The following is a 15,614-nucleotide window of genomic DNA, read 5'->3' on the forward strand; positions in this document are numbered from 1 at the left end:
GTTCCCTGGTCTTTTGAAGAAATTGAATCATCAAACGATGTTAAATTTCCATAGACGGTTTTTATAAAACTGACGTTGTTTTCGTTTTCGCCACGGTAAATTTTGTATCTTGAAGCGCCGCTTACCGAATCCCAGCTCAATTTGATTTTTGAGGTTGATTTTCCTTTTGAAGCATTCAGATTTAATGGAGGAGCAAAAAGCCAGCCTTCTGCGCGGGTCTGCGATAAAACGTTGTCTGTGCCTTCGCTTATAAGACCTTTTTCCTTATTTTCTGCATAAATTTTATAAAAATAGTGATAAAAATATTCCTCTTCTTCAATCTGCTCTTTTAAAATCACATCAGTATAAGAATTATTTACACTGTAAATTTCAAGAGAATTGAATTCGGATTCATCAGGAATATTCCACTTTCCGCTCGGATCGGCAGTTTTTACAACCGCGCGCTCAATTCTGTAACTCGTAGCGTTTTCGACTTCTGTCCAGGAAAGTTTAATTGAATCCGAATACAATCCTTGACTTGCAAAAACTTGCGCAGGAGAATCAAGGCTTTCGATTTTTGTTTCGGTTTTAAAAAGTTCGCCAAGATTGACAAATTTTCCGTCCGTCTGCATAGAAACCTTGTCCTGAAACCATGCCGAACACGAAAAAAAACAAAAAACAGTTAAAATACCAAAAACCAGCGAGACTTTTTTTAGATTTTTTAGAATAGAGAATTTTCGTTTCATTAACTCTCCCACCACGGACTTTGATAAACCGGAATTGCGCTGTTGAATGTCTTTTCTTCTGAGCCGTGGCTTGTTCCAATATCGTAAGGGAACCATTCAAGAAATTTTTCTTTATTTTCTTCGGCAATGCTTTTTACGACTTTGCCATCTTTTTTGATTGTTAAAATCCATGAAGTTTTTACTCCGTCACTTACTGGTGTCCAACCTTTATAACCTGCATCTCCGACAGAAATAGAAAATTTGCCAGAATAAGAATCTGGGTACGTCTTGTCGCCGTCAAATTTTTCCGTTGTTACAGTAATTTCCGTTTCCGGAAGATGATAAAGTGTTTTTCCGTCAACTGCTGACCTTTGTTCAACTTCCTTAAAATTCAATATAAAACAGCTTGCAAATGGATTTGCAGAAGAAGGGCTTCCGCCTTGAAAAACGTGCTGATAATCTGCTCCGTCTGTTCCCCAATATACAGTTTTAGTTGCACTGGTATGACCGATTGTAAATTTTCCAAGATTTCCAGAAATAGAATTTTCTCCACCAGAGCTAATTCCACACTGAAATATTGCATCCGCAAGAACAAGGGAAACGCTCTTTGCAAATTCTTCGTCCGTAATATTTCTGTATCCATAAACTGAAAAATCGCTTCCGACAGCTGCAGTTACGGTCTTTTCTTCGCTAATTTTTCTATATGCGACAAGCCGGTAATAATGCTTAAAATTTCGCAAAACTTTTAACATTCCAGAAGTATTAGTTCCGCCAGAGCCAACATTTTGTCCGTCTTGCAAGTCAAAAACCGGTTCAATTTCGACTAAAGCCGTTCCTGAGTTAACACGTTTGACTTTAGCAGAATCTTCGTATGCGGAAATATCAATTTTGTTTCCAAAATCTTTGTTGGCTACATCAACATCAATTTTTCCGATTGTAGTCCAGCCGCAGGCTTTGTCCGAATTAAAAATTTGAAGCTCGTAATAATCAGGCCCAAGTTTTCGCTTGTCAAAATCGTAAGTCTTCCATTTAATTTGTTCGGCATAGCCCGAATCCGAAATATACGCATAAATTTTATCTAACGAAAGAGTATATCCTTTATTCTGCTGCTCCAAAGGACTTTCTTCCGCCATTGTTTCTTTTAGCTTTTTTTCAAAAGAATCTGGGATTGCCGAAATTTCTGAATTTGCGCTTTCGTAAACAACAAGAAAATCGTATGCTTCTAAAGAATTTTCCGGAACAATCTGAGTTTGATAAAGGTCTTTGTCAGATCTTTCAAGGTTTTCTTTATCATAGTATTTCCAGGAACCGTCAGAATTTTTGCTTTCGCGAATATAAAGCGATGGCGTTTTTGACTTGCAGCCAAAAGGCTGTTTCCATGTAACTTCGATTTTTTCGCTGTCTGTGGCCTTGTCAGCTTTTAAATCAAGTCCATAACCAGTTGTTCCGTTGCTTACAAAATCAAGATTTTCGTATAAAACTTTTGACTGTTTTGTAAGCCTAATTTTTGAATTTTCAGCCTCAAAAACAAAATCTTCTTCCTCCAAAACAGGAATTACCGAATATTTGTATTCCAATCCCCAGACAATTTCTGACTGATTTTTTTTGTAGGCAATCTGATTAGTTTCGTTTTCGGCCGTATCAACGTATTTGTCCGTCAAAGTAAAAATTCCGTTTTCAAAAGTTACTTCAACACGCTCTTTTTCAACCAAAGAACCTTCAATGTTTACAGTTGTTCCGTCGGCACTTACAAAGTACGAATCCGCAGCTTCCACAAGTCCGCTCAAGCCGTCTGAACATTTTCCTCGTCCTACGACATAACCTTTAGCACCGTCAATTTTTTTCCAACTTACGCTCATTGAATCTCTGTCCGCTTTTCCGGCATTCAATTTAACAAGAGCAGGTCCCATCGTCGAAGTTTCAATCGTGCTTTCAGTTGAATTTCCTGTTCCAGTGTTTTTTGAAATGACTTTTACGGTGACAGATTGCCCGGAAATTTCCGCATCATTCCAGCCAGAAGGTTCGTTTATCGTACAAATAAAAGTTTTTCCGTCTTCGCTCAAAATTGAATCTTCCATGACAGAAATTTTATTCTCCGGATTTTCGGTAAAAAACGCTTCTACAAAATATTCATCGGCTTTTTGAACTTTTTGCCATTCTACCTGAATTTTCTCATAGAATTTTTCTTTATTAGAAAGTTTTGCTTTACCGAGAGTTTCAGAAACATTTTGACAGACTCTGTTCGCAGTTATTTTGTTATTTTCTACTTCGAGAATATAGGTTCTTTTTTCGCCGGCAGGCGCTTCGTGAGTAAATTTTGCAATTTTTTCGCCATTTTCTGCATCGCTTATGCTAAGACCGTCTTTTTGAAGCAAAAGATACTGCTGTTCCTGCTCAACTCCATCCACAACAGGAATCCAGCAAAGATAATATTCATATTCTTCTATATAATTGAACTGAATTTCAAATCTGTCAGAAAAACCGTCCGCCACTTCAAAAGTTGTAATTTTTGGAACCAGCATTGAATCATCTGTCACAACAAATTTTCCTGGAACATTCGCCCAGGTATATGCGCTTTCCGGATTTTTATTTTTTGTTGGAGCAATAAAAATTTTGTAGCTGTAATATCCGCTTTGCTCCTTCGGATTTTCGAAACTACGCTCAATTTTAAGAAGTTCTTCAAAATTTTCAAATTCAAACTGCGTTTCTACAGAATTTTCGCCCGAAAAGTCAGTTTTTGTTTCTACCAAAATATACGAATAGTCTTTTCCGAAAGTTTCAAATTCGCCGTTAAAGCCAAAAACTATTTTTGAGTATTTTGAGCCGGAATCGTCAATTTCGTAGCTGTCCTTTACGCTCAGCACCGGAACCGAAATAAGCCAGCCATTTTCTTCTGCTGCACATTTGTCAGAACTAATTGATTTTTTTACATCGTCAACAAAAGCCTGAACTTTATATGAATATTGAACTCCGCGCTCAAGTTCAGTCTTGTCTGTCCAAAAAATTTTAGATTTGCCGACATATTTGTAATCTCCATAAGCAACAGCTCCTTCTTCGGTTGATTTTTCAACTCTAAGCCTTTCGTCGCTGCAAGTTTGTGTAAGACAGTTAAAATTAAAGATATTTTTTGAACTGTCTCCTTGCAAAACAGAGCCAATATAATGAGCAATTTCGACATAATCCTCTGTTGAATCTGTCTTTTTTCTGTAAATTTTAAAATAAACCGGTTTTTGTTCAAAAATTCCGTTTCCTGCACTAACATCAACATATTGAGGACAATTCCAGCTAAGGCAAATTTTTTCAGCAGAAACTCCCTGCCCGATTTCGAGATTAGCAGGCGCTTCGGGAATCAGTTTTCTTGCAGTTTCTGAATCAACCATGCCGCTGGATTCAACATTTGTCTGCGCAGAAATGATATAGGCTTCTACCGAAAAAAAATATTTTGTCTTTGGCTCTAAACCTTCTATTGTTACCTGAGTTTCGTTTCCAGCCACAGAAACTTCCTTTAAGACAGTTGAGCCGTCAGCTGAATAAACTTTTACCGTATAGCGAATCAAATTTGCGTAAGTTGAATTAGTGCAATTTTCCATCCACCAGTTTACAGTCGCAGAATTTCCTTCATCATTCTGTTCAATCGCGGTTATAACAGGGCTTGCCAAACTTGAACCAGAAACCACATTGCTAAAAGAAGAAAGAACATTTTTATAATTTTTAGCTTTAACTTTATAGAATTGAGATTTTCCCGCTGGAACAGAAACCGAATAAGAAGTTTCGCTAGTTTCCCAAATCTGCTCATATTCATCAAAAGGCGAATCCGAAGCAAAAATCAGATAACTTTTAGCGCCCCTTACAGCCTTCCATCCTAAATCAATAGCCTTAAAACCGCCGTTCGTGGCCGTCAAATTAGCTGGCGAATCGATAGAATCCGCAACATTTGCCGAATCGTTACCCCCCCCCTCGCTTTTAGGAGAATCCAATAAACTATCGCTGCAAGAAAACAAAAACAAAGAAAACACAACTAAAAAAAAATTGTTAAAAGAATTTCCTTTATTCATTGTCAAATTATATAAAATTAAAGAAAAAAATTCACGTAAGACAAAAAGCGCATGCCTGCAAAAAAAAAGTAGCTATAACCCTTAATTTTTAAGAGGTTGACAAAACAAGATACAAGAACAACATTATTTTTATCTATCTATTTGCTTTCATATAACTCTATTTTAAAAACAAAAAACCACTCATTTCTGAGTGGTCTGTTATAGCGGGGGCAGGACTCGAACCTGCGGCCTCCGGGTTATGAGCCCGACGAGCTGCCAACTGCTCTACCCCGCGTCGTGTTCAGATAGTTTATATTCAATGGTGTTTTATGTCAACCCCTGTATCGCTTAAATTGTTGTATTTGTACCAAATTCTACATTCTAATATTGCAAAAAGAATTGCTATGACGGCAAACCAATAAAAATTGTTTGAAAAGCCAGCAAAAAAATTGTAAACACCGTGCAAAAGTACGGCCCAGACAAAAGGCAGTACATGTGTCTGTTTTTTCTTGAACATCCACAGATAAAGCCCGCTCAATCCTGCGCAAAATGTATGAATTAGCACGCTTGTAAAAGCCCTTGCAATTAACAAATTCAGCACAGTCTGAGTTCCAAGAGGCTCGGCGGCACCGCTGATTTTTTTTATAACGTAAATTATGGATTCAAAGCTGCCCAAAGCCATTCCTGCAAGAAGAGCACAGCAAAAATAAAATGAAAGATTCAGTTTTTTAAAAGGCAAAAACGACAAAAAAAACATTTTTACAGACTCTTCTATAAGGCCATTAAAAACTATCGCCGTAACAAGAAGGTTTACAACTGTGCTCGCTGTAAAAATCGGCAAATTCAAAATAAAATGCTGAACAAATGATGTCGGAACAATAGCAAGAAGCCCAAGAATACAGGCTAAAATTTCAAACCGAACTTTTTTTTGCCCCGGAACTAAAATCACAAACAGAAAAAAGACCGCAACCAAGGGGAGAAAACTCAAGGCAAAAAGTGCAAAAATGTTCATATAAGCAGAATAATATTTTTATTCCGATATTTCAACGTAAAAACTAAATTTTCAAAACGCTGAAACAAAGGGTTTGAACCTGTTTTTTATACAGATTTTAATGCTTCCGAAATATCCGCAATTAAATCGTCTGCATTTTCAAGACCGACAGAAAGCCTTACCAAATCAGATGGAACTCCGGCAGCATTCAATTCTTCTTCGCTCATCTGTCTGTGAGTTGAACTTGCAGGATGCAAACAACAAGTTCTTGCGTCGGCAACATGGGTTGCAATCATTCCGAGTTTTAATCCTGCCATAAATTTTTCTGCATTTTTACGGCCGCCTTTTACTCCAAAGCTGATTACTCCGCAAGTTCCTTTTGGCATATATTTTTTTGCGCGTTCATAATATTTATTTCCTGGAAGCCCTGGGTAATTTACCCATGCAACTTTTTCATTCTTTTCCAAGAATTCGGCAACTTTTTGGGCATTTGAGCAGTGCCTCTCGATTCGAACTGGCAACGACTCAAGTCCAAGATTAAGCATATAAGCATTTACCGGCGCCTGAACCATTCCAAAATCGCGCATCAACTGGGCTGTTGCCTTTGTAATAAAAGCTCCGGCGTTTCCAAATCTTTCAGCATAAGTAATTCCATGATAGCTTTCATCTGGAGTGCACAATCCTGGGAATTTATCTGCATGCGCCATCCAGTCAAATTGGCCGTGATCGACTATCACACCGCCAAGTGTAGCATCATGTCCGTCCATATATTTTGTAGTTGAATGAGTTACAATGTCCGCTCCAAATTCAAAAGGACGGCAATTTATAGGAGTTGCAAAAGTATTGTCAACAATCAGCGGGACTCCATGTTTATGAGCAGATTCTGCAAAACGCTCAATGTCAAAAACAATCAGCGCTGGATTTGCAATTGTTTCTCCAAAAACAGCTTTTGTATTTGGCCTATATGCAGCTTCGAGTTCTTCGTCTGAACAGTCTGGATTTACAAAAGTAAACTCGATGCCCATTTTTCGCATTGTCACATTGAAAAGATTAAAACTTCCGCCGTAAATTGCAGAAGAAGCGATTACGTGGTCGCCAGCGTTTGCAAGGTTAAAAACCGAAAGAAAATTTGCAGCCTGTCCAGACCCTGTAAGCATTGCGGCAGTTCCGCCTTCGAGAGAGGCAATTTTTGCAGCAACCATGTCGCAAGTTGGATTCTGTAAGCGTGAATAGAAATAACCGTTTGCCTTTAAATCAAAAAGCTTGCCCATTTCTTCGCTTGAATCATATTTAAAAGTCGTGCTCTGAATAATTGGAATCATTCTAGGCTCGCCGTTTTTTGGTTCATAACCTGAATGCAGACATTTTGTTTCAATTTTCATTTTTAAATATACCTCTCACGCAGCCAGCGCTCATTTTGGTAGTCGGTTCGGCATTTTTTTACTTTTTAAATTTTTCTGACGAAAAACAATTTTTCGTTTTTTTGGAGCTGATCGGACTTGAACCGACTACCTTTGCAATGCCATTGCAACGCTCTAGCCAGGTGAGCTACAGCCCCGATAGGTTTATTCTAACAGAAAATTAGGAATTAAATAAAGATGTAATCTGATTTTTTAGAATTTTTTTTTGTGCGGCAGGGATAGGAACAGCGCGAAGCGTTCCAAAGCAACGCTTTGGAATGAAGCGAAAGCGGAACTGTGGATAGCCCGTTTTTTACGCAGCAAAGCGAAGTAAAAAGCCGCCCTTTTTCTGCTATTTTTTTTGTGCATTTTAAACAATTTTTTTTGTTTGTAAAATTTTAAAATTGAACAAACAGATTGATTCCTTTATAATTTTTTTGGCTGTATTTTTATCTGACGATGGAGTTTTCGATATGTATATGGAATCTGAAGTTATCGACTACGTGAATGAGGAAGATGTAAAATTTATTCGTCTTGCATATTTTGATCTTTCTGGAAAACAGCGCAATGTTTCGATTATGGCCGGCGAACTGCCTCGCGCTTTTAAGGAAGGAATTTCTTTTGACGCTTCGGCAATTCCTGGTTTTCAGGAAGCCCATTCTTCGGATTTGTTCTTGCATCCTGACCCTGCTACTCTTTCTGTAATTCCGTGGCGGCCTTCAACTGGAAAAGTTGTCCGCATGTTCTGCGACATTAAATATCCTGACGGAACTCCTTACGAAAAAGACTGCCGCCATATTTTAAAACAGGCTGTCAAAAAGGCGAAGGACGAATTTGGCATTGAATTTAAATTTGGCACTGAATTTGAATTCTACCTTTTTAAGCTCGACGAAAACGGCCGCAATACAAAAATTCCTTTCGATAACGCTGGATACATGGATATTGCTCCAGAAGACAAGGGCGAAAATATCCGGCGCGAAATCGATTTTACCCTCGAGCAAATGGGAATTACTCCAGAATTCAGCCATCACGAAGAAGGTCCTGGCCAAAACGAAATTGATTTCCGCGCTTCCGATGCAGAAACGGCTGCCGACAATGCTTCGACTTTTAAGTGGATTGTCCGCACAAAGGCCGCTTCAAACGGTCTTTACGCTGATTTTTCGCCAAAACCGCTTTCTGTTTATCCGGGAAACGGCATGCACATCAATATTTCGGCAAATAAAGAAGAAAAAATGCCTGCTATTATGGCAGGAATCCTTGCGCACTTGTCAGAAATTACATATTTCTTAAATCCTTCCGAAGAGTCTTATTCAAGAATCGGACAGTCAAAAGCGCCAAAATTTATCTGCTGGGGAACTCAAAACCGTTCCTGTGCAATCCGCGTTCCTTCAAAGCATCCAAACGGAAAAATCCAGATCCGGTCTTCTGACAGCGAATGTAATATTTACCTTGCATTTACACTTTTGATTTACGCAGCTCTCGACGGAATCAAAAAAAATCTCGTTCCAGAGCCTGCTGTTCAAGAAAACCTTTTTCAGTCTTATGCAGAAGACAAAAAGGACTACGAAGAACGGACAAAAAATTACAAGACAATTCCTCTCAGTTTGGCTGAAGCCCGAAAACTTGCAGAAGAAAGTGAATTTATTAAACAAATCATAAAATTCTAAGCTTATGGCATCAGATATACATAGCGTTCTGGTTGTGACAAAAGACATAAAAACTTCGACTCTAATAAGCGCAATGCTTGTTCCGCCAATGTTCGATGTAATTTTGGCAGAAGATTTTAACGAAGCCCGCCGGCTTTGCAACGAACGGGTTTTTAACATTGTAATTGTCGATTTTTCTGACGGTGAAGGAACCGACTTTGCGGTTGATATTTCTTCCTGCACAAGCACAATCCTGCTTCTTGCGCCGACACAATTTTTTGACCAGCTGAGCTACAGAGTTGAGCCTTACGGAATTCTTACGATAACTTCGCCTTTTGACCAGTTCTATTTTTACAATATGATAAAAATTGCAATTGCCGTTCAGTACAAGGTTCAAGTTCTTTCGAGCCAGACAATCAAACTCAAAGAGAAAATGGAAGAAATCCGCATTGTAAACCGCGCAAAAATGCTTTTAATGCAGAACAAAGAAATGTCAGAGCAGGAAGCCCACCGTTTTCTCGAAAAACAGGCAATGGACCGCAGCATGAAGCGGATTGCCGTTGCAGATGAAATTATAAAAACTTACAGCTGAGATTCTTCTTCAATAATTTTTAAAACTTCTTCTTTGTGAATCGGAACATTTTTTTCGTAGGCAAGCCGGTTTTCTTCAATTTCGTCAAAAGTCCAGAGCCGTCCCTTATTCATTCCTGGACATTCTTTAGCGCAGTCTTCCCAACTTTCTTTTGATTCAATCATCCAGCTCCAAAACGGCCAGGTCGAACACTGAACAGGCCGCGCCTCGTAGCAAGAACAGCCGCTATTCCACAAAATGCAGTCGTAATTTTTTTGTTCTTTAAGGGCAAGAACCTGAGTTCCGTAGTAATAATCTGCCCATCGGCAATACTGTTCGACAAAATCCTTTACAGACAGTTTTTTAAAGCTACACAAGGCCTTTAAATCGCGCTCCGAAAGATAAACAAATCCCGGAGAATGTCCGCAGCAAAATGAGCATCGCTGGCATCCGAAATACAGTCCGTTTAGATAAAACGGTTCTTTTTTTTGAGAATTTTCTGTCATTTTTAGCTTTCCGGGCGGTCTGCCAAAAGTCCGTCGATTGCAAGATTCAAACTTGCCTTTATATTGTCAACTTCCGCATTGTGAAGAACCGCCATTTTAAAAACTGATTCGATAATCAAGCCGAAAATTAAATCATTTGCAGTTTTTACGCTAAATTTTCTAAATTCGCCATTTTTTTGACCGCGCACAATCATCATGCTCAAAAGGTGATTTATGCGGATTGTACGGCGGCGAACCCTTTCATAAACATTATCGCCGGTTTTATAAAGCCCTGTAAGATATGGAACTAAGATTTCAAACAGAGTCTTTTTTTCGACACAGGCGTCGATTGCATCCGAAGTAATTTTTCGAAGACAGTCTTCCGCCGTTATAGAATGGTCTTTTATGATTTTTAAAAATTTTACTTCCAGATCCGAAGACAACTGCTTTATGCTGAAATTGAAAATTTCGTGTTTGCTTCCAAAATAAATGTAGAGCGTTGTGCGCGTAATTCCGCAGGCATCCGCAATTTTTTGAAAAGTAACGTCTTCATACCCATCACGGCAAAAAAGTTCCATCGCTTTTTCGAGAATTTCCCTTTTTCTTTTTTCGTGTTCAACAACAATAGCCATTAAAAATATTCCTTGCCTGAATTTTCATTTTTGCGTTCGCGTGGAGCAAAAGGCTTTTCATTCTGTTTTTTTGGACTGTCTTTTTTCCATTCTCCGGATTTTTTTCTGTTTGAATTAAAATCCGCCGGACGAACACCACGTTTTTTTTCTTTTTCTGTTCCGTTATAAAGATAGAAAATCGTGTCCAAGTTTCCAGATTTTATGCTTTTTAAGGTCGTAGCATAGCGGCCAACATTTTCCTGAAACTCTTTGTGCGCAGTTATTACGCCAATCTGCCAGCCTTTAAAATCTTCAAAAAGACTTTTCATGCTTGAATAAAGTTCCGCGGCCTGACGCTCATCGCCAAGACGCTCGCCATACGGCGGATTGCAGATTATCATTCCGTTTTCGTAAGGAGCTTCAATGTCCTTAAAATCGCTCACCTGAAAATCAGGACGCCACAAATGGGCATCAACACCAATCGCCTTGAGCGCACGGCCGGCAGTTACGCAGGCATGCTCAGCATTTAAACGGGCCCGCTCAACGGCAGAAGGGTCAATGTCCGTTCCTGTAATGCGAACTTCAACGTCGGTGCGGATTTTTGCCGCTTCAGCATTTTTTATTTCGATTGCACGTTCGCGGTTAAAAATAGGAAGATTTTCCAAAGCAAATCTCCGGCCAAAACCCGGCGCAACGTTAAAAGCAAAAAGTGTCGCTTCGATTGGCAAAGTTCCCGAACCGCAGAATGGATCGTGGAAAGGAATTTTTCTCTTCCACATGCTCATCTGTAAAAGAACGGCAGCAGTAGTTTCGCGCAAAGGAGCCATTCCGCCGTCAGTACGATAGCCGCGCTTGTGCAAAGGCAATCCGCTCAAATCCAGCAAAATCAACGCTTCGTCATTATCCAGATAAACGCGGACATCGCTTTTTTCGCCAGTTTCCGGCAAAGAAGACATATTCCATCTGTCGCCGAGTTTTTTATAAATCGCTTTTTGAACCATTCCCTGCACAGAATGTTCAGAATTCAGTCTTGATTTATACGAACGAACTTTATCAACCGTAACTTTTGTATCTTTCTTAAAAAAATCCTGCCAGTTTACAGAATAAACTCCTTCAAAAAGCTGATCAAAATCTTCAGCCTTGTAGCGAGCCATTAAAAGATAAACGCGGTCGGCAGTCCGCAGGCAAAGGTTCGCCCTAAAAAGAGCGTCATCATCGCCTTCAAAAAAAACGCGTCCAGGAGCATTTCCAGCAAGCCTGTAACCCAAGAGCTTAATTTCGTTTCCAAGAATTTTTTCCGCGCCAATTGCGCACAAAGCAACTAAAGTGTTCATTATCTTGACATTTTAGCACAAAATGTCATTTTGGACAACCAAAGATTTTTTTTAGAACCACATTTTATCGTCTTATCCGGCTGCTACGGATTCGCTCACGCTCATCGTCCTCGGCTAAAGCCTGCGGTCGACTGCCGTCCTGCGCATCCGGGGTAGCTTTTTCTTAAATTCAGACAATCTCGTTAATGCGGCGACGCCCCCTGTCATTATCGGGCTGGCCCGATAATCTATTGAAAGTGTCTGCCAGCCTTAGATTATGACAATGTTTCTTCCTCTTCTAGCCGGAATTTCATTCCTGCTCTAACAGGAAGTCCTTTCCGCTTAGAACAAAACTCATCTTCCTATTAGAACAGGAAGAGAAAAATGCTGTAATTGCGGAAAAACTTAGCCCGGATCGGAACGGCGCAAAGCGTTCATGAATGGAGCGTAAGCGGAACCGTGAAGAGCCGGTTTGTGATTGCGGTGCGCTCCTAAAATAAAAAAGACCCGCCTAAAAAAAGCAGGTCTTTAATCATTAAAAAGCTTTTGTTTAATTTTTGACTAGTCTATTTCGTTCATTTTTGCGATTTCTTTGGTATAGTCAACGCCTGGAACTTCAAAACCGTTAATCATCAAGAAGTCGTGGCGGAGCCCTTCCATGTCGCAGTATTCGTTTACTGTTTCTTCTGTAACATTTGGCATTGCCTTGTCTACTTCTGCCTGAACTGCAGAATCAAGTTCCCAGTCATCTATGCGGATTCTGTTTTCTGAATCTACAGGAACTTTCTTGTCCGCTGTGTAAAGACGCTCAGCAAAAAGACGTTCCATCTGTTCGATACAGCCTTCGTGTGTTCCTTTTGCCTTCATAATCTTGAACAAAACTCCAAGATACTGCGCGATAATTGGAATTACTGCCGAAGAGCGGGTTACAAGGCCTTTGTTTACTGAAACATAAGCGGCACCGTTCAATTCTTTGAGGGAGCTGTCGATATTGTGGGCGCGGGCTTCCAAGTCTTTTTTTGCTTCGCCAATTGTGCCGTCGCGGTAAATCGGATGGCTGTATTTTGGTCCAATGTAAGAATAAGCAAGTGTGCGTACACCGTCAGCAAGAACATCCGCTTCTTTTAACTGTTTAATCCAGCGTTCCCAGTCTTCGCCGCCCATTACTTTTACAGTATTTGGAATGTCATCGCCTTCGGCAGGCTTTACTTCCTGAATAGCAATTTTTCCAGTCATCATATCAAGCGCAGGACCTGTAAATGTTGAACCGATAGGTTTGATTACAGAGCGGTACATAACCTTTGTATCCGGATCTGTGCGAACTGGAGAAGCGAGAGAATAAATAATAAGGTCGAATTTAATTCCCTGTTTTTTTGCTTCGTCAATTACCGCCTGACGACATTCGTCAGAAAAAGCGTCCATATTGAAAGTTTTTGATTTAAGGCCAGCCTTTTGTGCTTCCTTGTCAAAAGTCATATTGTTGTAAAAACCAGGAGTTCCGGCTTTTGTTTCTGTAGCTTCTTTTTCAAACGAAACACCGATTGTGTCTGCGCCATATTCAAAAGCCGCCGAAATACGGCTCGCAAGTCCATATCCTGTGGAGCAACCAAGAACAAGAACGTTCTTTGGAGCATAACCGCCTTCAGCGGCTGTTTTTGTTCCGCGTTTTGCTTTCTGAGCAACAGCATAGGCAATCTGATTTCTAGTATCCTGTGCACATCCAAGCGGGTGCGAATTGATACAAATGTTCGAACGAATCATCGGTTTAATAATAGCCATTTTTTTCCCCTAAAAATCGGCACCTCAAATTATAGAGAGCCAAAATACTAATTATTACCATTATGACACTTTTTCCATTTTTGTCAATTTGCTTTTTTTAGGCAAAACCTACGCCGGGGTGCAAGTGCGCCGAAGGCGTTCTAAAAAACCCCGTTTTTTAGAATGACAACACTGAAACACCGGTTTGACCATGCGGTGCCGTCCAAATTCAACTTCTATCAACTCTTTTTTTGTGCTACAATTTTTCTATGAAAATTACGCCAAATTACACTGTCATTTATAACGACGACGACATTATTGTATTGAATAAACGTTCCGGACTTTTAGTTGCGCAAGACCGCTACGATCCAGACGCTCCACGTTTAGACTCCGAAGCTGAAAAAGAATTCGGCAGGCTTTATGCTGTCCACAGAATCGACAAAGACACTTCCGGCTGTGTAATTTACGCAAAAAATGCAGATTCACACCGCGCGCTTTCTATGCAGTTTGAAAACCGGACTGTCGAAAAAATCTATCACTGTCTTGTAAACGGGCGGCCGCTCTGGCAGACAAAAACCGTAGACTCAAAACTTTTGCCAGATGGAGATTTGCGCCACCGCACAACGATAAATTCGCGCTTTGGAAAAACAAGCATCACAGATTTTAAACTAATCGGCATATGCGGACCGTACAGCTGGCTTGAAGCCCGCCCAAAAACCGGCAGAACTCACCAGATTCGCGTTCACTTGCAGTCGATCGGACTTTCTATCGTCTGCGATCCTCTTTATTCTGGAAACCAAAAACCTGTCCGCCTGAGCGACATAAAAAAACGCTGGAACGGAGACACAGAAACAGAACGTCCGCTTTTAAGCAGACTGGCTCTTCACGCCTACAGTCTTTCGCTCGAACACCCAAAAACCGGCGAACGCATGACTTTTACCGCGCCTTATCAAAAAGACATGGAAGCAACACGCAAACAGCTGGCAAGCATTTTTGGAGTTGATCCTTTTAATCAAAAATAAAATGAAAAAAGTTTTACCGTTAGTTTTAGCAATTCCTTTTTTTTCGATTTTTGCCTCAGTTTATGCCACAGCCGAAATAAAAAAAACAGACTTTTCGCTTTCTGTTGAACCGCTGATTGGAATAAAAAACGGCCAGGTAAACGAATATGTCTTTTTAAAAGAGTCGAACTACGATTGCGACAAATTAAGTGAATTAAACTGGGAAATCAAAAACGAATTCTATTCTGGGCTAAAACTTAACGGCAGCTATAAAAATGTCTTTCTGGAAGCAGACTTTACGGCAGGGTTCCCGCTAAAATGCGGAACAATGAAAGATTCTGACTGGCTCAATAATTCTCCAAGCGAGGTGACAAAAACTTCTGGACACGATTACAAAACATGCTATTCGGAAAGCGACAATTATATCGATTATGACATTTCTGCAAGCTTAAAAACCGGCTATTCGTTCAAACTTCCAGAGCTAAAAAAAATCAGCGCAAAGATAAGCCCGTTTTTTGAGTTTGAATACCAGTTATTTAAGTTTACGGCAAAAAACGGAACTGGCTGGTATGGAAACGCAATAGACGGCTATTATGCGGCCTGGAACGATGAAGCTGAAGCAAACCGGGAAATAATCAATTTTTCTGGCGACGTAATTTCTTATAAACGGCAGAATTTTATTTTTTGGCTCGGAGGCAGCATCGATTTCAAGCTTCCAAAAAATTTTTCTGTCGGAGCAGGATTTAAATTTTCTCCGTTTGTCTATTCAGAATCAATCGACTGCCATTATTTAAGAGATCTTTATTTTTTGGACATTGTTTCGGATTTTTGCAGCCTCTTTAATTGCAATTTCAACACCGAGTATAAAATCGATTCAAAAAAATCAATCTGTCTTAACGCAGACTACCTTTATATGAAAACTCTTCGTGGAAAATCGTATTCCAGCAATTCTCAAAGATGGTCTAAAAATAACGAGCTTGAAGATTCAGAAGGCGGCGCAAATCAACAATGCTTTAACATTTCCCTTTCATTTAAATATAAATTTTTCTAAAAATTAGCTTCCTAAAATTCTGCATTTTTGTGATATAATAAGCCTACAA

Annotated in this window: 11 protein-coding genes and 2 tRNA genes; 4 read left to right on the forward strand and 9 right to left on the reverse strand. The window is 39.8% G+C overall.

What is annotated here, in order from left to right; translation table 11 throughout:
* Window positions 1–724: 724 nt before the first annotated feature.
* From B3Y13_RS03140 to B3Y13_RS03160, 5 genes are all read right to left on the reverse strand, one after another.
* Window positions 725–4,681 carry a fibronectin type III domain-containing protein gene (locus B3Y13_RS03140; RefSeq protein ID WP_296692687.1) on the reverse strand — a complete coding sequence of 1,319 codons (3,957 nt, stop codon included), beginning with the start codon at window positions 4,679–4,681 and terminating at the stop codon, window positions 725–727.
* A gap of 279 nt (window positions 4,682–4,960) precedes the next feature.
* Window positions 4,961–5,033 (reverse strand) — tRNA-Met (locus tag B3Y13_RS03145).
* A gap of 21 nt (window positions 5,034–5,054) precedes the next feature.
* Window positions 5,055–5,750, reverse strand: coding sequence for a PrsW family glutamic-type intramembrane protease (locus B3Y13_RS03150; protein ID WP_296667647.1), 696 nt, complete (start codon window positions 5,748–5,750; stop codon window positions 5,055–5,057).
* 86 nt (window positions 5,751–5,836) lie between these two features.
* On the reverse strand, window positions 5,837–7,111 hold the full coding sequence (locus tag B3Y13_RS03155) for an O-acetylhomoserine aminocarboxypropyltransferase/cysteine synthase family protein (RefSeq protein ID WP_296692690.1): 1,275 nt from the start codon (window positions 7,109–7,111) through the stop codon (window positions 5,837–5,839).
* 102 nt (window positions 7,112–7,213) lie between these two features.
* A tRNA-Ala gene (locus tag B3Y13_RS03160) sits at window positions 7,214–7,287 on the reverse strand.
* Window positions 7,288–7,566: 279 nt separating this feature from the next.
* Here B3Y13_RS03160 and B3Y13_RS03165 point away from each other — a divergent pair.
* Window positions 7,567–8,796 (forward strand): glutamine synthetase family protein, encoded by a 1,230-nt coding sequence (locus B3Y13_RS03165; protein WP_296692692.1) that lies wholly within the window; start codon window positions 7,567–7,569, stop codon window positions 8,794–8,796.
* A 4-nt stretch (window positions 8,797–8,800) separates the two neighbouring features.
* Window positions 8,801–9,367, forward strand: coding sequence for an ANTAR domain-containing response regulator (locus B3Y13_RS03170; RefSeq protein WP_296019337.1), 567 nt, complete (start codon window positions 8,801–8,803; stop codon window positions 9,365–9,367).
* On the opposite strand, the gene B3Y13_RS03175 is transcribed toward B3Y13_RS03170, so the two are convergent.
* From B3Y13_RS03175 to fabV, 4 genes are all read right to left on the reverse strand, one after another.
* Window positions 9,358–9,852, reverse strand: a complete 495-nt coding sequence (locus B3Y13_RS03175) for a YkgJ family cysteine cluster protein (RefSeq protein ID WP_296692694.1) — start codon at window positions 9,850–9,852, stop codon at window positions 9,358–9,360. The genes B3Y13_RS03170 and B3Y13_RS03175 overlap by 10 nt on opposite strands.
* 2 nt (window positions 9,853–9,854) lie before the next feature.
* Window positions 9,855–10,463: a TetR/AcrR family transcriptional regulator gene (locus B3Y13_RS03180; RefSeq protein WP_296019342.1), complete on the reverse strand. Its 609-nt coding sequence runs from the start codon at window positions 10,461–10,463 to the stop codon at window positions 9,855–9,857.
* On the reverse strand, window positions 10,463–11,776 hold the full coding sequence (locus B3Y13_RS03185) for a THUMP domain-containing class I SAM-dependent RNA methyltransferase (RefSeq protein WP_296669233.1): 1,314 nt from the start codon (window positions 11,774–11,776) through the stop codon (window positions 10,463–10,465). Before B3Y13_RS03185 ends, B3Y13_RS03180 begins: the two co-directional genes overlap by 1 nt.
* A 540-nt stretch (window positions 11,777–12,316) precedes the next feature.
* Window positions 12,317–13,534 carry an enoyl-ACP reductase FabV gene (fabV, locus tag B3Y13_RS03190; RefSeq protein WP_296692697.1) on the reverse strand — a complete coding sequence of 406 codons (1,218 nt, stop codon included), beginning with the start codon at window positions 13,532–13,534 and terminating at the stop codon, window positions 12,317–12,319.
* Window positions 13,535–13,782: 248 nt separating this feature from the next.
* On the opposite strand from fabV, the gene B3Y13_RS03195 reads away from it, so the two are divergent.
* Window positions 13,783–14,535, forward strand: coding sequence for an RluA family pseudouridine synthase (locus tag B3Y13_RS03195; RefSeq protein ID WP_296669236.1), 753 nt, complete (start codon window positions 13,783–13,785; stop codon window positions 14,533–14,535).
* Window position 14,536: 1 nt separating this feature from the next.
* Window positions 14,537–15,565 carry an omptin family outer membrane protease gene (locus B3Y13_RS03200; RefSeq protein WP_296692700.1) on the forward strand — a complete coding sequence of 343 codons (1,029 nt, stop codon included), beginning with the start codon at window positions 14,537–14,539 and terminating at the stop codon, window positions 15,563–15,565.
* Window positions 15,566–15,614 lie beyond the last annotated feature (49 nt).

It is taken from the genome of Treponema sp. UBA7567, from assembly GCF_002476655.1.
Classification (GTDB): Bacteria; Spirochaetota; Spirochaetia; order Treponematales; family Treponemataceae; genus Treponema_D.

Excerpts from the sequence above, each read along its gene's own strand:
- B3Y13_RS03150 (WP_296667647.1), bottom strand. The coding sequence starts at position 5,750 with ATGAACATTTTTGCACTTTTTGCCTTGAGTTTTCTCCCCTTGGTTGCG.
- B3Y13_RS03155 (WP_296692690.1), bottom strand. The coding sequence starts at position 7,111 with ATGAAAATTGAAACAAAATGTCTGCATTCAGGTTATGAACCAAAAAAC.
- B3Y13_RS03170 (WP_296019337.1), top strand. The coding sequence starts at position 8,801 with ATGGCATCAGATATACATAGCGTTCTGGTTGTGACAAAAGACATAAAA.
- B3Y13_RS03175 (WP_296692694.1), bottom strand. The coding sequence starts at position 9,852 with ATGACAGAAAATTCTCAAAAAAAAGAACCGTTTTATCTAAACGGACTG.
- B3Y13_RS03180 (WP_296019342.1), bottom strand. The coding sequence starts at position 10,463 with ATGGCTATTGTTGTTGAACACGAAAAAAGAAAAAGGGAAATTCTCGAA.
- B3Y13_RS03185 (WP_296669233.1), bottom strand. The coding sequence starts at position 11,776 with ATGAACACTTTAGTTGCTTTGTGCGCAATTGGCGCGGAAAAAATTCTT.
- fabV (WP_296692697.1), bottom strand. The coding sequence starts at position 13,534 with ATGGCTATTATTAAACCGATGATTCGTTCGAACATTTGTATCAATTCG.
- B3Y13_RS03195 (WP_296669236.1), top strand. The coding sequence starts at position 13,783 with ATGAAAATTACGCCAAATTACACTGTCATTTATAACGACGACGACATT.
- B3Y13_RS03200 (WP_296692700.1), top strand. The coding sequence starts at position 14,537 with ATGAAAAAAGTTTTACCGTTAGTTTTAGCAATTCCTTTTTTTTCGATT.